This is a genomic window from Desulfosalsimonas sp., from assembly GCF_046483245.1.
In the GTDB taxonomy this organism is placed as follows: Bacteria; Desulfobacterota; Desulfobacteria; order Desulfobacterales; family Desulfosalsimonadaceae; genus Desulfosalsimonas.
Genome location: NZ_JAWODO010000079.1, coordinates 1 through 18,460, shown reverse-complemented (window position 1 = coordinate 18,460; position 18,460 = coordinate 1). Strand labels below are relative to the sequence as shown.

18 protein-coding genes are annotated in these 18,460 nt (G+C 54.3%); 14 read left to right on the top strand and 4 right to left on the bottom strand.

All coding sequences use genetic code 11. The annotated features are described in order from the left end of the window. The 3 genes from R6U41_RS07295 to R6U41_RS07285 are packed head-to-tail and all read left to right on the top strand — an operon-like array spanning position 1 to position 3,921. Positions 1-375 carry a response regulator gene (locus tag R6U41_RS07295; protein WP_410269176.1) on the top strand — a complete coding sequence of 125 codons (375 nt, stop codon included), beginning with the start codon at positions 1-3 and terminating at the stop codon, positions 373-375. Next, positions 375-2,894, top strand: coding sequence for a PEP/pyruvate-binding domain-containing protein (locus tag R6U41_RS07290; protein ID WP_410269175.1), 2,520 nt, complete (start codon positions 375-377; stop codon positions 2,892-2,894). Before R6U41_RS07295 ends, R6U41_RS07290 begins: the two co-directional genes overlap by 1 nt. After that, complete coding sequence (locus tag R6U41_RS07285; RefSeq protein ID WP_410269174.1) at positions 2,863-3,921, top strand: dual specificity protein phosphatase family protein; 1,059 nt, start codon at positions 2,863-2,865, stop codon at positions 3,919-3,921. The genes R6U41_RS07290 and R6U41_RS07285 overlap by 32 nt, the downstream gene beginning before the upstream one ends. Before the next feature lie 19 nt (positions 3,922-3,940). Here R6U41_RS07285 and R6U41_RS07280 read toward each other — a convergent pair whose 3' ends face one another. After that, on the bottom strand, positions 3,941-4,159 hold the full coding sequence (locus tag R6U41_RS07280) for a dodecin family protein (protein WP_410269173.1): 219 nt from the start codon (positions 4,157-4,159) through the stop codon (positions 3,941-3,943). Positions 4,160-4,418: 259 nt separating this feature from the next. Between R6U41_RS07280 and R6U41_RS07275 the strand changes: the two genes are divergently transcribed. The 5 genes from R6U41_RS07275 to nagZ all read left to right on the top strand — a co-directional run bounded on the left by R6U41_RS07275 (position 4,419) and on the right by nagZ (position 10,708). Further along, complete coding sequence (locus R6U41_RS07275; protein ID WP_410269172.1) at positions 4,419-6,200, top strand: AAA family ATPase; 1,782 nt, start codon at positions 4,419-4,421, stop codon at positions 6,198-6,200. Positions 6,201-6,218: 18 nt separating this feature from the next. After that, a complete protein-coding gene (gene ahbC, locus R6U41_RS07270; RefSeq protein ID WP_410269171.1) occupies positions 6,219-7,409 on the top strand; it encodes a 12,18-didecarboxysiroheme deacetylase in 1,191 nt (396 codons plus the stop codon). A 199-nt stretch (positions 7,410-7,608) separates the two neighbouring features. Further along, positions 7,609-8,583: a porphobilinogen synthase gene (gene hemB / locus R6U41_RS07265; protein ID WP_410269170.1), complete on the top strand. Its 975-nt coding sequence runs from the start codon at positions 7,609-7,611 to the stop codon at positions 8,581-8,583. Between the two features lie 12 nt (positions 8,584-8,595). Further along, positions 8,596-9,720 carry a heme b synthase gene (gene ahbD, locus R6U41_RS07260; protein ID WP_410269169.1) on the top strand — a complete coding sequence of 375 codons (1,125 nt, stop codon included), beginning with the start codon at positions 8,596-8,598 and terminating at the stop codon, positions 9,718-9,720. After that, on the top strand, positions 9,707-10,708 hold the full coding sequence (nagZ, locus tag R6U41_RS07255) for a beta-N-acetylhexosaminidase (protein ID WP_410269168.1): 1,002 nt from the start codon (positions 9,707-9,709) through the stop codon (positions 10,706-10,708). The genes ahbD and nagZ overlap by 14 nt, the downstream gene beginning before the upstream one ends. A gap of 13 nt (positions 10,709-10,721) precedes the next feature. Here the strand turns inward: nagZ and R6U41_RS07250 are convergent, their stop codons facing one another. Both R6U41_RS07250 and R6U41_RS07245 read right to left on the bottom strand, forming a co-directional pair. After that, positions 10,722-11,651, bottom strand: a complete 930-nt coding sequence (locus R6U41_RS07250) for an SHOCT domain-containing protein (RefSeq protein ID WP_410269167.1) — start codon at positions 11,649-11,651, stop codon at positions 10,722-10,724. An 84-nt stretch (positions 11,652-11,735) separates the two neighbouring features. Next, positions 11,736-12,878, bottom strand: a complete 1,143-nt coding sequence (locus R6U41_RS07245) for a lipid II:glycine glycyltransferase FemX (RefSeq protein ID WP_410269166.1) — start codon at positions 12,876-12,878, stop codon at positions 11,736-11,738. A gap of 297 nt (positions 12,879-13,175) precedes the next feature. Here R6U41_RS07245 and R6U41_RS07240 point away from each other — a divergent pair, with 297 nt between their 5' ends. Together R6U41_RS07240 and R6U41_RS07235 are read left to right on the top strand one after the other, a co-directional pair. Beyond that, entirely contained in the window at positions 13,176-13,301 is a 126-nt protein-coding gene (locus tag R6U41_RS07240; RefSeq protein ID WP_410269165.1) for a hypothetical protein, read from the top strand. 61 nt (positions 13,302-13,362) lie between these two features. Then, positions 13,363-13,611 (top strand): hypothetical protein, encoded by a 249-nt coding sequence (locus R6U41_RS07235; protein ID WP_410269164.1) that lies wholly within the window; start codon positions 13,363-13,365, stop codon positions 13,609-13,611. On the opposite strand, the gene R6U41_RS07230 is transcribed toward R6U41_RS07235, so the two are convergent. Next, positions 13,608-14,324: a hypothetical protein gene (locus R6U41_RS07230; protein ID WP_410269163.1), complete on the bottom strand. Its 717-nt coding sequence runs from the start codon at positions 14,322-14,324 to the stop codon at positions 13,608-13,610. The genes R6U41_RS07235 and R6U41_RS07230 overlap by 4 nt on opposite strands. A gap of 149 nt (positions 14,325-14,473) precedes the next feature. On the opposite strand from R6U41_RS07230, the gene R6U41_RS07225 reads away from it, so the two are divergent. From R6U41_RS07225 to R6U41_RS07210, 4 genes are all read left to right on the top strand, one after another. Continuing rightward, entirely contained in the window at positions 14,474-15,475 is a 1,002-nt protein-coding gene (locus R6U41_RS07225) for an NAD(P)H-dependent flavin oxidoreductase (RefSeq protein WP_410269162.1), read from the top strand. A 137-nt stretch (positions 15,476-15,612) separates the two neighbouring features. Beyond that, a complete protein-coding gene (locus tag R6U41_RS07220) occupies positions 15,613-15,984 on the top strand; it encodes a hypothetical protein (RefSeq protein WP_410269161.1) in 372 nt (123 codons plus the stop codon). Continuing rightward, on the top strand, positions 15,981-16,358 hold the full coding sequence (locus tag R6U41_RS07215; RefSeq protein WP_410269160.1) for a type II TA system antitoxin MqsA family protein: 378 nt from the start codon (positions 15,981-15,983) through the stop codon (positions 16,356-16,358). The genes R6U41_RS07220 and R6U41_RS07215 overlap by 4 nt, the downstream gene beginning before the upstream one ends. Positions 16,359-16,685: 327 nt before the next feature. Then, complete coding sequence (locus tag R6U41_RS07210) at positions 16,686-18,284, top strand: acyl-CoA dehydrogenase family protein (protein WP_410269159.1); 1,599 nt, start codon at positions 16,686-16,688, stop codon at positions 18,282-18,284. Positions 18,285-18,460: the final 176 nt, after the last annotated feature.

Below are 18,460 nucleotides of genomic sequence, written 5' to 3'. Positions count from 1 at the left end.
ATGAGCAGCATTATGGTCCTGGACGATGTGGAGGATGCCGGCGCCATGATCAAACGCATCCTTGAACGCAAAGGACATTCCGTGGCGGTTTTCACAGAAGAGCGCGACGCCCTGGCGCACGTACGCGATCAAAATGTGGATATTGCCATTTTGGATATCAAGCTGAAAAAAATCAGCGGCGTGGAAGTCCTGCGGCAAATCAAGGAAGAACGCCCGGAAACCGATGTGGTGATGCTCACTGGCTATCCCACTCTGGAAACCGCCAAGGAAGCCATGGGTTACGGCGCCCGGGAGTATCTGGTCAAGCCCATTGACAAAAACGAACTTGAAGAAAAAATTGCCGGCATTCTGGAAAGCCGGGAAGCCTCTGCCTGATGTCCAAAAAAACCCAGGAAACCGCATCCGGACCCATTCCATTGACCCGGGTCCAGCGAATCGGCTCACAGACACGTCATTTGCTGGAAAACTGGTTTTTGCGAACCTGTTTTCCCGGATCCCTGATCCGCAAAAAATACGCTGCATTCCAACACCTGCGCGCCGGCGACCGCCGGGCCCTGGAGCTCATCGCACAGCTGGAGGAAATCCGGCAGAAAAACAGTCCCTGCGACATCGAATACATTCGTCATGTGCTGGGTCTTTTGGATTATGAGATCCAGGCCCTGATCGAAGCGCTTGTGAGATTCAATCCGGTCAAATATGCGCTTTTGCGCAACTATCACCGCAAATACGCATTTTATGCGCACATGGCCCTGGCCGAAGATAATCCAAAAATCGATCCGCCTTTTGTGCTGGGACTGGACCAGGAGTTGTCCGAATCCCTGGCCGGCGGAAAGGCGGCTCCGCTTTCCCGGCTGATCCGGGATTTCGGCATTCCCGTTCCTGCCGGGATGGTGATGACCACAAGGGCGTTTTACCGCCTGCTGGAGGCCAATGACCTTACTGCCTGGATTCAGAGACAGCTGGCGCGCATCGGGCCCGGCAATCATTCGGAAATAAACGAAATCAGCCAAGCCCTCCAGTTTGCCGTCACTGAAGCCCAAGTGCCGCCTGAACTGGAAAGGGAATTTTTAAGCGGAATCAAGCGTCTGGGCATTGAAAACTCGCCCCTGGCCCTGCGCAGCAGTGCCGTAGGAGAGGATCTGCAGGCTTCTTTTGCCGGACAATTTAAAAGCTGTTTGAACGTGGGATTGGAAAACTGGTTTGAGGCCTACAAGCAGGTGGCGGCCAGCAAATACAGCCCGCATGCCATCCATTACCGGATGCGCCAGGGCTTTACCGATCAAATGACACCCATGGCCGTGCTGGTCATGCCCACCATTGCGGCAAAAATCAGCGGGATCCTGTACACACGCGATCCCCACCAGCCGGAAATGGCCGTATCCTACATGGTCTTGGGCAGCGGGGAAAAACTGGCGGATGGCGGGCAGTACCAGGGCCGGGCGGATTTTGACCGCCAAAGCAGCCGGGTACGGAGGGTGGCGCCCCGGGATTTTCTCGGCCCGGATACCCTGGAGAACCTGTTTGCCCTAGGCATGAAACTTGAGGATGCCGCAGGCCAGGTGCCCCAGGATGTGGAATGGCTTTTGGACGCCTCGGGCAAGCTTCATATTCTCCAGTCCAGGCCCCTGGGAATGCCGGCTGCGGATGAGCCCGATATTCAGCCGGATTACCCGGAAAGTGCTGTTTTGATAACGGGACAGTGGGTCAGTTCCGGCCAGACTGCCGGGCGGGTGTATAAACTAAATGATCTGAAGTTTTTATCCGACATACCCGACCAGGCCGTTCTGGTGACTGATGAACTGCCTCCGGAACTCACCCTGGTATTAAACCGGGTCCGGGCAGTGGTGGCGGAAAAAGGATGCCCGGCCTGCCATTTTGCTTCCGTGGCCCGGGAAGCCGGTATTCCGGTGATCTGTAACGCCCGCGGAGCAGCCGATACCCTGGAAAACCAGCAGGATGTGAGCATTGACGGCAACTTTGGAAAAGTTTTGGCCGGGACCTTTTTCCGGGCAAAACCCGGCAAAACAGCATCCGGCGCTCCGGAAACCCTGGTGATCCAGAAGCTGGCCGCCGCACTGAAATATATCTCTCCCCTCACCCTTCCTAATTCTGAAAGCCATGATTTTACAATTGGATCCTGCCAAAGCCTTCATGATATTGTCCGGTATGTGCATGAAGCCGGGGTTCGGGAGATGTTTTCCCTGGTGGGCCGTCGGGGGCTGGACCGCTACGGCGCCAAACGCCTGGAATCCGGCCTGCCCCTGGTGATGCATGTGCTCGACGTGCACAAGGGGCTTTGCCCGGAAGCGGCCGGCCAAAAATCCGTTGCACTCAAACACATTGAGAGCCGGCCCATGCAGCAGCTGTTTGCCGGCCTGGGGTCGCCGGCAGTGCAATGGAACAGCGGCATCCTGCACTATGACTGGGATGCTTATTACAAAAGCTCAGCGGATTTCGTGGATGTTGAGAAATCCACCCTTTTCAGCAGCTATGCCATCGTCGACCGGGAATATCTGCATGCCCTGCTTCGGTTCGGGTATCATTTTGCCGTCCTGGATTCAGTTCAGGGAACGGTCCCGGAGCAAAACTACATTCATTTCAGCTTCAAAGGCGGGGGTGGCAGCCCGGAGCAACGGGACATGCGCATTTATCTGATTCAAACCATTCTGGAACATTTCGGGTTTGTGGTGCACACCACTGCAGATCTACTGGAAGCCGCATTTGACCGCAAATCCATGGATGATACCGGAACCGGACTGGTGGTGCTCGGCATTGTGCTGGGCAAAACCGTCATGCTGGACATGCGGCTGGAAAACCAACAACAGATTCAAACCCTTGCCCGACAAATCATACAGGAAACCCATGATATTTTTTCCGTCCAAGAAAAAAGGTGATTTCATTTATCCCTTGACCTGGGTGACGCCTCAGCTGGCAGTGGGACATGCTCCAATGTCCATTGCAGAGCTCGACAGCATCAAACACCAGGGCATCCGGGGCATTATGAACCTGTGCATGGAAATCAGGGAACTGGTTGCATTAGAAGAGCAGCAGGGCTTTGAAGTGTATTACCTGCCTGTGCGGGATGAGGGGTTTCCGGAGCTCAATGAACTGGAAAAGGCCCTGGACTGGCTCGATGAATGCATTTATCTTGGCAAAAAAGTCCTGGTTCACTGCCGATTCGGCATCGGCCGAACCGGCACGATTGTATATGCCTATCTGCTGCGCAAGGGATATGATACCAAAAGCGCGGCCCGAAAAATGCACGGCATCCGCTCCCAGCCCACGGAACAGCCCCAGAAACGGTTTCTGCACCAGTACTGGAAAAAGGAAAAGCCTTATAAAATATCTATGGAACCGTCTTTGGCCCCGGGTTACAAGGTGGATCTCCAGCCCTATTATGACCAGACAAAAGCAGCCCTGTCCGGGGCCGAGGCAGATGTCCCGGAAAATGCGGCCCGTTGCGGAAAAGACCATTGCCAATGCTGCTTTGCCCCGGTTACCATGTCCCTTGCAGAGGCCGTTTACCTGCAACTCGGGATCAATAGCCAGCTCAGCAGCACCCTGCGCCAGCAGGCCATTGACCGGGCCATGACCGCAAGCACCCCTTCAGAAACCCGGACTCCGGAAAAACAACAGCCCTGCCCGCTTCTTGACAACGATTTCTGCCTGCTTTACGCGTTCAGGCCGGCCCAGTGCCGGGTATTTGACCGCAACCCCCGGGAAATTACCAAAAACTCCGCATGGCAGCTCATGGTTCTCTCCCATGAACTGCTGGAAGTCTTTCTTGAAGACACCACCCCGTATACCCCCCCGGAAATCAATTTACCGGACGTGGTGTCCGGTAAATTTGTCCAGCAATTGTTTCATCTGATGGCTGGGGGCAGCAATGACCCTGTTATCCCGCCGGAATCAGGGCAGTGACCATGATGTTCATCATGGTTTAGGCGTCACCTGTCTGGTATTTAAAGGAAAGTTTCACCACTGCACGAAAAAATGCCACCTTGCCGCCCTCGATTTTGACATCCAGATCCTTGACCTCGGCCACGCGGGTATCCCGCAGGGATTTGGAGGCTGTTTCAACTGCGTTTTTCACTGCCTCCTCCCAGGATGTGGGGCTGGTGCCGACCAATTCGATAAATTTGTACACGCTCTCACTCATGGTCCCTCCTTGTCCATTAAGTTTGAAAAGAAACCTTTGTTTAATATAAGAAACCATGTTTGCTTTGTCCAACGATAATTTGTCTTCATGGTGGCAATTTTTCGCGGATCCTCGGGTTCCAGACCATTCCCGGGCAAACCTTGCATTTACAGGGCAAGTGATTATAGTGTAACCATCGAAAATAACCACTGAATATCAATACCTAACTTGCAAATCGCCCAATTTAGGCAACAGTTTAAATGATCAGGATGAAATGAAAATGAAAGATGCAAGCATTCCGGATCCACGGGAAATTGAAAAAGAAATATCCGATTTTCTTACAAAAAAATATGGAAACCAAGTCAAGATCGTCTCACCGGTGGTGGTACCGGATGAACAATCCCCGGAAGATTCCGCTGGCAGTGGTGCAAATACTGATGGCATCCGTTTTGACCTAAAGCCCGAAGAACTCATCGGGTATCTGGATCAGTACATTATCAAGCAGGACAGCGCCAAGCAGACCCTTGCGACCAAGATCTGCACGCATTTCAACCGCATCGAGCACCAGCGGCAAACCGGCACTCAGGACGAATTTGAAGGCCGGATCAAAAACAATATCGTCATGATCGGTCCCACGGGTGTGGGCAAAACCTACATGATCAAGCTGATTGCCAAAAAAATCGGGGTGCCATTTGTCAAGGCAGACGCCACCAAGTTCAGCGAAACCGGCTACGTGGGCGGTGATGTGGAAGACATGGTGCGCGACCTGGTCCGCGAAAGCGGCAATGATATTGAGCGGGCCCAGTACGGCATCGTCTACATTGACGAAATCGACAAAATCGCCGGCAGCCGGCAGCATTTCGGCACGGATGTGTCGCGAAGCGGCGTGCAGCGGGCACTTTTAAAACCCATGGAGGAAACCGAGGTGGAGATGAAAGTCCCGCATGATCCCATCTCCATGATCCAGGAAGTCGAACAGTTCAGAAAGACCGGCAAAAGAGAGAAGCGATCTGTTAACACCAAAAACATCCTCTTTATTGTCAGCGGGGCGTTTTCCGAACTGCCCGAGATCATCAAAAACCGCACCACCCAGCAATCCATCGGATTTGGTGCAAAAATCGACAGCTCCCGGGAGCCCACATCCTTTCTTTCTTTTGTAAAGTCCGAGGATCTGGTGGAATACGGATTTGAATCCGAATTTATCGGCCGCCTTCCGGTGCGCTCGGTATTTGAGCGCCTGACCCGGCAGGATCTGCTCGATATTCTCCAAAACCCCAATAACCCGGTTATTTTGAGCAAGCGGCTTGATTTTGCCACATACGGCATTGACGTGCGGTTTTCAGACGAGGCCCTGGAGTTGCTGGCCGGGCAGGCCTATGATGAAAACACCGGCGCCCGGGGACTGGTCAGCGTTATTGAGCAGGCTTTGATTCCGTTTGAAACCCGTCTGCCGTCCATGAACGTCCGGCGATTTCCGGTGACACCGGAAGCCATCCAAAACCCGGAAAAGGCCCTGAAAACCATGGGCCCCGATGCCGACAGCACACCCCGGGAGGCCGAGTTTGCCCGTATCGCCGAACAAAACCGTGGCCATATTATTGACTATATCCGCAAAAACCGCAAAAAACTGGTTAAACAATACGGCCTGCCGTTATCCGAATCCAGAATTACAGCCATTGCCGATTATTACTGGAACTATGTGGTGGAAATCGGCACAGCCATGCGCCGGATAAAGCATTTCTACGACCGGATCAAAAAAATTGAAATTGACTTTTACAATCGCCATGATGTCAATATCGTATTTGAGGAAGATGCCATTGACTTCATTTCCGAGAAGATGACAAATGAATCGTTGAATATTGACCAGATCTATCGTAAATTATCCGGTGATTTTGAATACGGCCTGAAACTGGTTCGGGACAAAACCGGAAAAAACCGTTTTTTTATTCCCGGCTACGCCTTAGAACAGCCCGAAGCGTTTCTGGACAATCTGATTAAAACCGAATTTGCCAAACACAACATCACCCCGGAATCCATACACAAGGAAGACCGGGCGGAATAAATCGGAAACGAGGCATCCATGATCGGAATTTCCAAGCTTTACTGCGGCACGGTGGAGCCGTCTGACGCGCTTCGCTACGGCCGCCAGTCCGGGCAACTGCCCTCACACCTGCTCCAGTTCTCAATTGACAAGCGCCCGGTGGTGGTCTGGAACATCACCCAGCGATGCAATCTCAAATGCATTCACTGCTACGCCCATGCCAAGGCCAGACAGCAGGACAATGAACTGACCACCGACGAAGGCAAGGCCTTAATAGACGATCTGGCAGGCATGGGTGTGCCGGTGCTGCTGTTTTCCGGCGGCGAGCCCCTGATGCGCAAGGACATGCCGGAACTGGCGCAATACGCGGTAGAAAAGGGCATGCGCGCGGTCATTTCCACGAACGGAACCCTGATTGACGCAAAAACCGCCGGGATTTTAAAAGACATCGGCCTTTCCTACGTGGGCATCAGCTTAGACGGCAGCCGGGATATCAATGACCGTTTCCGGGGCGTGGATGGCGCATTTGACCAGGCCCTTGAAGGCATTCGCAATGCAAAGCAAGCCGGCATCAAGGTGGGGCTGCGTTTTACCATCAACCGGTTTAACGCAGAGGAAATCCCGGCCCTGTTTGATCTGCTGGAGCAAATGGATATTCCCCGGATTTGCTTTTATCACTTGGTCTATGCCGGCCGGGGATCCACACTTGTCAACGACGATGTCAGTCACGAGGAAACTCGCCGGCTCCTGGACCTGATCATGGACCGCACAAAAGATCTCCATGATCGGGGCAAACCCAAGGAAGTGCTCACCGTGGACAACCATGCAGACGGCCCCTACGTATACCTTCGCATGCTGCGCGAAAATCCCGAGCGGGCCGCCGAAGTCCTGGACCTGCTGCAGATGAACGAGGGCAACAACTCGGGCCGGGGCATCGGGTGCATCAGCTGGGACGGCGAGGTGCACGCAGACCAGTTCTGGCGGCATCACAGTTTCGGCAACGTCCGCCAGCGGCCCTTTTCCGAAATCTGGACCGACACCGCAGCCGATCCCCTGCTGGCCAGGCTCAAGGAAAAGAAAAACCATGTCAAAGGACGATGTGCCCAATGCCGGTGGCTTGACATCTGCAGCGGCAATTTCCGTGTGCGCGCCGAGGCGATCACCGGTGATGTCTGGGCCCCGGACCCGGCCTGCTACCTGACAGACGAGGAAATCAAAACAACGCAGTAAAAAAACCCGCGTTTCACCTTTGATGGCGCCGTAAAAAGTCCAATATCTGCGTTACGCGCGATTCCTCAGAATTTCACGTACGGATAAGTACGCTGCATTCTTCGGAATCGCGCAAGCCTTGATCTTAAACTTTTTACGGCGCCATCTGAAAACTTACTTTTTACGAAACCATCACCTTTAAGCTCGCAAGGACAAAAAAATGCAGTTTCCCGACTACCGGCCCCGGCGCCTGCGTCAGACCGGGGCTTTCAGACGCATGATCCGTGAAACAACCTTGAAAACAGACGATCTGATCATGCCCTTTTTTGCCATCGGCGGAAAAGACGTGAAAAATCCCGTTCCCTCCATGCCGGGACAGTACCAGTTGTCTGTGGACAACCTGGTCAAAACCGTCAAGCAGGCCGCAGACCAGGGGATTTTGTCAGTGATTCTCTTCGGCCTGCCGGACAAAAAAGATCCCTTGGGCACCCAGGCCTATGCAAAAGACGGCATTGTCCAGCAGGCCGTGCGCGCGGTCAAGGACAAGTGCCCGGACATGATGGTAATCACTGATGTGTGCCTGTGCCAGTATACGGACCACGGCCACTGTGGCATTGTGGAGAAGGGCGTGGTCGACAATGACGGCTCCCTTGACCTGCTGGCCCGCACCGCCCTTTCCCATGCCCAGGCCGGCGCGGACATGGTGGCCCCGTCAGACATGATGGACGGCCGGGTGGGAATGATCCGGGAGACCCTGGATGAAAACGATTTTGCCCATGTGCCCATCATGTCCTATGCAGCCAAGTACTGCTCGGCCTATTACGGCCCGTTCCGGGAGGCGGCCGATTCCTCCCCGCAGTTCGGCGACAGGCGCACATACCAAATGGACCCGGCCAATGCAGTCGAAGCTGTCAGGGAGGCATCTCTGGATGTCACCGAGGGCGCAGACATTCTCATGGTCAAACCCGCCCTGCCCTACCTGGACGTGATTTATCGCATCCGTGAGGAATTTGACCTGCCAGTGGCCGCCTATAATGTTTCCGGCGAGTATGCCATGATCAAAGCAGCCGATCAGATGGGCTGGCTTGACGGCAAAGCCGTGGCCATGGAAACACTGACAGCCATCAAGCGCGCCGGGGCGGACATGATTCTGACCTACTTTGCCATGGAAGCCGCCCAAGTGCTAAATCAATAAGGATTTGATTCAATGAGTTCTGATCCACAGCATCCCCATGCACAGTCATCCGCCAAGGGCGGTCCTCCCGGCGGCCCCGGCACCCTACGGCTGGTGGCCTGGGAAACCACCCGAAACTGCAATCTCTCCTGCGTGCACTGCAGGGCCGCGGCCACCTGCGGGCCGTATACCGGAGAACTCGATACGCAGGCCTCTTTTCATTTGCTGGACCAGATCGCGGAAACCGGCAGTCCCATTGTAATATTGACCGGCGGCGAGCCCATGCTGCGCGAAGATATCTACGATATTGCCGCCTACGGCACCCGGCTTGGCCTTCGCATGGTCATGGCGCCCAACGGGACCCTGATCACACCGGAAACAGCCAAAAAAATCGCCGATTCCGGCATCCAGCGCATCAGCGTGAGCTTAGACGGTGCTTCAGCCGAAGGTCATGACGGGTTCAGGGGCGTAAAAGGCGCCTTTGAAGGAGCCCTTTCCGGCATCCGGGCGGCAAAGCAGGCAGGCATTGAATTTCAGGTCAACACCACCATCACGCAGTTAAACCGCGACCAGATCCCGCAGATCATGAAACTGGCAGAGGACCTGGGGGCCGTGGCACTGCACATTTTCCTGCTGGTACCCACGGGCCGGGGCAAATATATCGTGGATCAGGCCATCACTGCACAGGAATACGAGGAAACCCTGAACTGGTTTTATGACCAGAAAAGCCGGACAAACCTGCAGCTCAAAGCCACGTGTGCGCCCCATTACTACCGCATATTGCGCCAGCGGGCCCGCCAGGAAGGAAAATCCGTGACCTGGCAGACCCACGGGCTGGATGCGGTCACCCGGGGTTGTCTGGGCGGCACAAGCTTCTGCTTTATCTCCCATCAGGGAATCGTCCAGCCCTGCGGGTTTCTGGATTTAAACTGCGGGGATGTGACGCGGGATTCCTTTGTCCATATCTGGAAAAATTCCGAACAATTCCAAAAACTCCGGGATTTTGACCAATTAAAGGGCAAATGCGGGATCTGCGAATACAAGCGGGTCTGCGGCGGATGCCGGGCCCGGGCATACGAAGCCACCGGCGACTGGCTGGCAGAAGAACCCCTTTGCCTGTATGAGCCCGCCAAAGGCAGGGTGAATGCAGCCCCATGACCTGAACCGCCGCCAGATGGCTGGCCAGCGCATTATCGCCGGTTTTCAGGGAACAGGGTTCAACGCGGATTTAAAACATCTGATCCGCGATCTCTGTGTTGGCGGCATTATTTTGTTTTCCCGAAACATTGAAAGCCGGGCGCAGCTGCGGCAGCTCACTGCAGATGCCCGAGATTACGCCAAAGACTGCGGCCAGGCGCCGCTGTTTGTTGCCGTGGACCAGGAAGGCGGGAGCGTGGCAAGGCTAAAAGCGCCCGAGTTTACGGAATTTGGCGATGCCGCTGATTTTTCCGGCAAAATCGACGCGGCCCGGTTTGCCCGGATCACGGCGGCAGAGCTATCTGATTCAGGCATCAACATGGACATGGCCCCGGTCATGGACGTGGCCGACCCTGGCATTGAAAGCGTCATGGCCAGGCGCGCCTTTGGCACGAATGCCGGTTATGTGGCCGAAATAGGCACAGAGATCATCAACGGCCTCCAGAGAAACCGCATCATGGCCGTAGCCAAACACTTTCCCGGTATCGGCCGCACTACTCTGGATTCCCACCTGGATCTGCCGGATCTCAATACCCCGGTTCAAAGCCTCCAGGCCCGGGATCTTGTCCCGTTTCAGGCGGCTATCAAGGCAGATGCCGCCGGCATCATGCTTTCTCACATCCGGTATGGGGCCTTTGACCGCCATTGGCCGGCCAGCCTGTCTGCTGCCGTGGCCGAAAGGTTGCTACGCGCTGAGATGGGTTATAACGGGTTGGTGATGACCGATGATCTGGAAATGGGGGCGGTGGAAAAGCACTACGGCATGGAAACCATGATTTCCCGAATCATGGCTGCAGGCATTGACATTGCATTGATTTGCCACTCAATGGACAAGATCAGGACAGCGGCCCAAATATTTAAACAGACCATAAAGGACGAAAATCAACACCGGCGCCAGGCTGAATCGGTTTCCCGCATTTTTTCAGCCAAGCGCCGGTATCTGTTGTAAAAATGCCTTTTGTCTATTTCAGTGCCTCCAGGGCCTTTTTGCGCTGCTGTTCGTATTCGGATTCCGTGATCAGGCCCTCTTCGTAAATCTCCTTTAAATATTCCAGCTGATCTCTGACTTCCTTACGCAGAGCTTCTTTGTCCTGTGGGAAAGGTGCCGGTGCGGGCTGAACCTGCTGGGCAGGCTGCCGGGTCTGCATCTGCTGCTGCTCCTGCGGCTGCCGGAAAAACTCATCCTGCTGCGAGCCGGAGGGTGCGGCATACTGCATACCGGTCTGCTGGCCAATTTCCCGGGCAACGGTTGCCCTGAGATGTTCGACATTGACAGCCAGGCGCATGGGCGCTGATTTTCCGTCTTCAAACTGATATACCTGCATGTAAGGCTTGGGCGCGATCACCTCGGTGTCTGCGTGCCGGAGCTCCAGCACGTCAAACTGTTGACTGGACCTTGAATCCTTGGGCTCGCCGTCCACGTCAATCACCGCATTGATCCAGGCAAAAGCGATGTGCAGGGTGCCGTTTTGATCCACAAACATCACGCCTTCGGTTTTGCGCTTTTTTTCGAAAATCAACCCAACTGCCCGGTTATAAGAGGTAAAATGAACCCGCTGGCCGGAGTCTGCCGAAGCCAGGGCCTTGGAAAGCGCAGGGGCCAGACGGTCGATTTCCCTCTGTTGAAAAACCTCGGTTTCACCGGATCGGCCTATGAACGACGGCTGGGGCATGTAGCGAAGATCCTCGAGCAACCAGCTCATTATAAACGACTTGATTTCCGCCGGGTGCCTGTAGTTCTGATCCACCACCTGCCCGTTTTTCATCTGCTGTTCCAGGCGGACCACCACGTCCTTGTCCTTGGCCACATCCGTGTCCTTCCTTCCCCCGCCGAAACTGCAGCCCGCTACAAACAGCGCAACCAGTAAAACCGCGATCATGTATCGCTTCATTTCATTTCCCCCAAACATTTGAGATTAGTTAAACAAATCATTTCAGTGAGATGCAATTAGAACAGTAAAGCGCCGGGACAGGCTTCACCCCATGATAAATCCAGAACCCGCCATTTCAGATGCCCGGTACACGTCATAGGCGGCCTCGTCCAGGGGGTAGTCCCAGCAGCCCTGGCGATGCAGCATCCAGCCGCCAAAGCCGGTTTTAAAACGATAAAGCCCGTACATGGGATGCTCGGGGTCCGGGTACGGGGAGACGCCAAACAGGTCGTATTCCCGGCATTCGGCCTTGTGGGCCCGGCTGATGGCCTCCCACTGAACGGCATAGGAAGCCATCCGGTTCTTATGGACCGAAGACGAGGCCCCGTAGAGATAAGTCGCCCGTGATCCGGAAATGGCCAGGATGATTCCGGCCAGGGGCTTTCCCTCTGCCTCTGCCAGAAGAAGATGCACACTTGCTGGTGACTGGCACTGCCGGTTTTTCACCTGAAACACGGATGCAAAGTAATCCATATCATTTAAGCTCATGTGGTGCCGCCGGGCGGTCTGGCAGTACAGATCATACCAGGCCGGCAGACCCTCCATTCCGGCATCCCGGACACTTACCCCCTTTCTGGCAGACAAGCCGATATTGTAGCGGGTTTTGGGCTTCATACGGGCCAGTATCCGGTCCCGGTCAGAGGCCACGTCCACCAGCACGGTATCCGGCGGCAAAAGGTCAGTCGGGGCTTTTCTTAGGTTCCAGTGCTCGGTATCAAAATTCATTCGCATTTCCTGGATCCTGATCTTCGGGGCACCCTTCCACTGGTTGTCCCCGGTGTACCGGTCCGGCTCATCCACCCACGGAGACTGCCATGGCAAATCATAACGGATAAAAACACAGTTTTCCGGCAATTGCGTTCGGAGTTCTTCCGAAAGATTTTCCAGCCAGCACCCGCGGCGTTCTTCATCCGGCAACAGCTCCGGGCCAAAGGGCACGTACGCCATGCAAGAATCCGGGCCAAGGCTTCGCAGCACCACCAGCATATCCCGGCTGCCGCCTTCGGGATATGCGTGCATAGACGCGGTTTGTGAATTTTCGCCCGGGTCCTTTGGCTTTACCATGAGGTCAAATGCCCGGGCCTGCCGGCCCTGCTGTTTTTTGAGCCGGCCCCAGTAAGCGGTCTGCTGCAGGTGCGGGGTGGGAATCAGATGTCTTGTTTTCTTCGGGATTACGGATACATCCATGGTCAATGCAATTTTAATGATTTTGTAAAAAGTCGGTTTCTTCGCTCCGTGATCCTTTTGCGCGCGGTTAAATTTGTGCCACATTACACAACATGGCCCCCAAAGGTCAAGCCTTCATAAAGTTTTTGCCCCGGATCTGGACAATACGGCCCCACATGTGTAAATATGCCGGCTGCATTTAAAATTCCAAAAATACACAATCCGGAAAAATACAAGGAGTTACAAAGGAGGCCATTGCTTCATGAAGGGAAGCCATCTCACATTTTTGCTTGTTGTGATCACCGCGGTTGACTGCTTGTGCCCTATTTGTGGATCGGCGATATTACCAGCCTCGGGGCCTCTTTTCTGTTCTGGTACGCGCTGACCCTGGCTGTGATCGTGTTTGTCGTCGCGGCCACACGCAACTGGGGGAGACCGGTTTGAATTCCTTTTTTTGTATGGGTGGCCATGATCATCTGGTCTGCGGCTGCGGGCGCTTTGGTCCATGATCATCGGCGGGCTGGTCACTGCAGTGATGTATCTGGCAAAGATCCATCCCCTGGGCTGGTGGCCCAGTGTCTGGGGCGGCGGACTAACGGTTATTGTGTTTGTCTGCGTCAGCCTTTTAACAACCCCGCCGGACAATGCAGAAGCCTTTATTGACCGGGTGGAAGAAGAACTTGACCGCCACAACTTCCGCCCGTGGTATGGCCGGGAAAAAACACGACAGCCCGGGAAATACAGGCATGTCTAGTATACCGGAAATGTATCCATGACTTCATTGACGCCGGATTTGGCAAGTTCCCTTGCGGTTAACCATTTGGCCCCGCGCCTGAAAAACTTTTTGGCTTTCAGCAGATTTTCAGACAGAGATTGCTGGGTTTCAGCAAAAGTCTGCGACCAGAGGACCTCTCCGGTGTCAACTTCCACCAGATACAGGGCAAAAGCCACAGAGGCGGGCTGCGCAGCGCTGTAATCACTTCCGATCCGCTGCTGGTACCGCCAAACATTGCCAACCAGCATATAATCAACATTCAGGTTTTCTCCCACCTCCATGACCAAATCAAGGGGCGTTTTTTCCTCAAAACCGTACTTTGCCGAATCATAGGCTTTCTGGACGATTTCCTGCGAAACGGCCCGGGATTCCAAACGCTGCAACAGTTTGGACTGGACCATGTCGGTGAGGATCTGATCTGCATCATCTTTTAAACCGGTATCATCATCGCAGAACCGGCCCATGGGACAGGTCAGGGTCTGGCCCTGCCCCTCGGGATTCTGGCCCTTGATCAGGGGCAGTAAAGCAACAGAGGCCGCCTCATCTATTCTGTTATCATTGCGGTCATGGGTTTTGGCCTGCAATGGGCTGCATAAAAACAGCAACAATAAGAAAACAAGCAGTACCTGCCCCGTTTTTTTGAGAAAAGCCGCCTGCCTGCCTGTTTTTTTCCTGTCCTGGAAGTTTTTCATTTTTTTGCTCCGCTGTGAACCTGTATTATGTTAGTGATTAAAATAAACCCTGGTGTATACTTTATTATAATCATTTAGCGCAAATTTGTCAGCTCTGATCCGGCAAAATCCGTAAACTCAACCAATAACACTTACGCGCGAGGTGGACCATGACCCAAAATCGCATCTGCAGTCTGCTCGGCATCCGTTATCCCATCATCCAGGCCCCCATGAACTGGGTCAGCGGCGCTGCTCTGACCGCTGCAGTGTCGGAAGCCGGGGGCATGGGCACCATCGGACCCAATGCAGGGGCGGATAAAATCAACCCCGATGTGGAGGCCACCGGAGAGCTGGTGCGAAAACAAATCCGGAAGGTGCGGGAACTCACAAACAAGCCCTTTGCCGTAAACGTGGTTGTGGGGTTTGGTGAGGACACGAAATATTCAAAAAAAATCGTGGACGTGCTTGTGGAAGAAAAGATCCCGGCCGCTATCGTCTCTGTGGGCCGGCCCGACACCTACACCCAAACCCTGAAAAATGCCGGCATCAAGGTGCTGCACGCCATCTCAACAGCCCGCCATGCCCAAAAGGCCCGGGATGCCGGCGTGGATGCGGTCATCTGCGAAGGTTTTGAAGCCGGCGGCCACAAGGGGTTTACCGAGCTGACCACATTCGTGCTCACCCCCATGGTGGCCGATGCAGTGGATATTCCCGTGGTGACCGGCGGCGGCATCGGCGACGGACGCGGAATTCTGGCCGCCCTGGCCCTGGGGGCCGACGGCATTTACATGGGCTCGCGCTTTATGGCCACACTCGAGTCTGAAAGCCATGACAACGTCAAACAGGCCATTGCCGCAGCCAACGACGTTTGCACCGTATCCGTGTCAAAGGAATTCATGCTGGCCCGGGATCTGGCCAACACGTTTACTGAACAATTCCAGGAAATGCGCAAATCCGGCGCTTCCACCCAGGAGTTGATCGCTTTTCTCGAAGAGCACGGCCAGTACCAGTCCCAGCACCTGGGACAAGCCGAGGACGCGGAAATCTGCTGCGGTCAGGTGGCCGGCCTGATCCACGATATCCCCCCGGCAGCCCGGCTTATGGAACAGCTCATATCAGACATTCAAAAGCGCTTTTCGCAACTGGAGCAGCAGGTCAAAAATTTTTTCTGAGCCAACATCCGGCCGGGCTATTGGCTCATACGCCAAATTTCAACAAATATGGATGCTGTTTCACCAACAACCCAGCCCGGCAGCCCCGGGGGTCTTGACGTGCGGATCCGGCGGCCGGGCCATAAGCCAGCTTTGAGATGAACCGACCGACCACCAAAGAATTGTTCAACAAAATCCGGGATGCCCGGCAGGCGGTGGCCAGCGAGCGCATCGAGATCGTGGAGGCCGAGGCAGTGGCCGGTGATGCCATTGAGCTGGAATACGACCTGGAAACCGAGCTCAAGGCGATCCTGGAGGATTTTCTGGACAGCATTTCCCCACAGGACTATGCCGGCCCCCGGCCGCCCCAGAAGTCCTACAAAGACAAAATCCAGGGACTGGATATTTTTGCCTTTGTGTTGGATTCCACATATTTTAAAATGACTGCATATATCAAATTTGCCATTGCCCATGAAACATTCTGGCTGGTTTCTTTGCACAAAAACCGGCTGAATAAGGAGAAGCCATGAGCCATAATGAATCCGGCAAGCACTGCCCAATGGAGTGCGGCTTCATGGAGCCGGAAACCTGCGAAAAAACCATTGTGTTTCGCGGAATTAAACTGTGCGTTCCCATCACCCGGCACACGTGCCCGCACTGCGGTATCACCGGCAGCGATGTGGCATGCACGGCTGCCGTGCAGCAGGAAATCGCCGATCAGTACCGCCGGAAAACCGGTCTGCTCACAAGCCGGCAGATCCAAACCCTGAGAGAGGCAAAAAACATGACCCAACAGGACCTTGGGGAAAAGCTCGGCGTTGATGCTGCCGTTATCCGGCGCTGGGAAAAGGCCAATATCCAAAGCCAGGACATGGATCAGCTCCTGCGTAGCATTCTGAAATAGCCGATTTTTGCCTCCCCCTTTTCTCCTCTGTTTCCTGCCCTTTTGATTGAATGATTTCAGTTCGATAATTTTCAAAATGGTTTTGCTTGACAAAAAAAATGATCATTGATCTAATAAAGTAACCATTGGTTATTTTACGGGTGCATCATTTTATTGACTATCTAGTGCCCGAACGAAAACCAGGATTTTTCGTTAAGGTCCAGGACGGCGAAAATTTTAACCGCAGGAATACTCGACGTATTTTGAGGATTAAAATTTGAGCCGGACGCAGAGATTGGCGGAAAAGACGGTTTTCGTTCAGGCACTATCTATAAAGGAGATCGTCAGATGGAACGCAATCCAAGGGAAATCAATCCCTACAATTTCGACCCGTTTCTTGAGTGGCGGAATCAGGTGGACTTTTACCGGGATGATCCGTTTATCCAGCAGGTCCTGAAATGCTACACCGGAGACAAATTCGAAATGGTCGACCAGGCGGCCGGAGAAGTCTCTGAAAAAGCCTCCTTTCGGTGGCGGGATCTGGCCGATGCCATTGCCTGGCCGGAAAAGCGGCCGTACATGATGCACTATGACGGCCACAATCACCGCATCGACCGCATTGTCCGGCCCATGGAAACCCGCGTCATGGAAGAGGAAGTCTTCAAAGAGGCCCTTTTTTCGGAAAAAACCCACCCATGGGTCAAACTGATCAAAATGTATCTGATCTATCAAAATAGCGAGGCCTGCATTGCCTGTCCCGTGACTTGTACCGAGGGACTGGTGGCCATTGTCGAACAATTTGCCGACACCCCGGAGCTAAAGCAGATCGTAGAACACTGCAAGGAGGGCATTGACGGCGATTTTGCCATCGGCGCCCAATATTTGTCCGAAATCCACGGCGGCTCTGACGTGCCGGCCAACGTGCTTGAAGCCGTGGAACAAGACGGAACCTGGCGGCTGTACGGAACCAAATTTTTCTGCTCCGCCACCCATGCCGACTACGCCGTCGTCACGGCACGGCCCAAAGGTGCGGAAAAAGTGGCCTTGTTTGTGGTGCCCTCCTGGCTGCCGGGAAACAAGAAAAAGGAGATCCGAAACGGGTATACCATTGACCGGATCAAATGGAAAATGGGCACCAGCGAGCTGACCACGGCAGAACTGACTTTTGACGGGGCCGTGGCCTATCCCGTGGGCCCCCTGGACCGGGGGGTGGCTAACGTGGTGGGCGTGGTGCTCACCTATTCACGACTTACTGTCGGGCTTTCGGGTGCGGCCAGCATGACCCGGGCAGCCCGGGAGGCCAAAAAATACAGCGAGTACCGGGAGGCCTTTGGCATGCCCATCAACCGCTTTCCTCTGGTGGCCGGCCAGATCCGGGAGATGGAAACAGCCGCCCGCAGAACCACAGCCGGGGCCTTCCGGCTTTACCGGGATTTTCTGGCCCTGGAAGGCGGGCTCAAAGGCGGGATGACAAATGATGAAACCCAAGCGCAGAAACGCCATCGCTTTGACATCCGGGAACTGATCATGCTGCAGAAGATCACGGCTTCCTGGGATACTGTTGACATCACCCGGATGGCCATGTCCATTTTCGGCGGCCACGGGGTCATGGAGGATTTTTCCTCCCTTCCGCGCATATACCGGGACGGGGCGGTCAACGAGCTCTGGGAGGGGCCGCGAAATGTTCTGCTCACACAGATTTACCGGGACATTCAGCGGGCAAAGTCCTGGTATCCGCCGGAAGAATTTGTTGCCGGAGTGCTCAAAGGCACCAAATCCGAGGTCATCACTGCCCTGGCTGAGGAAATCAAGGAACTGATTGCAGTCGCCGAACCCTTTGGCACAGACGATGCCTCACTGGATTTCTGGAAGCAATGGGACGAATTCTGTCACCGCTTGTTTCATGCCTATCAGGATCTGGCCTTGTCTGAAGTGATGGAGCAGTAAAAGTTCAAGGTTCAAGGTTCAAGGTTCAAGGTCTAAAGTTTAAGGTTTAAAGTTTAAAGTGAATGGTTTAAGGTTCAAAAAATAAAATCAAAGCTTTTAAACAACCATGAACCATTGAAACAGGAGAATCAACCTGGCGCGCGCAATGGACATACCTGAAAAGCAAACCTTTGCGG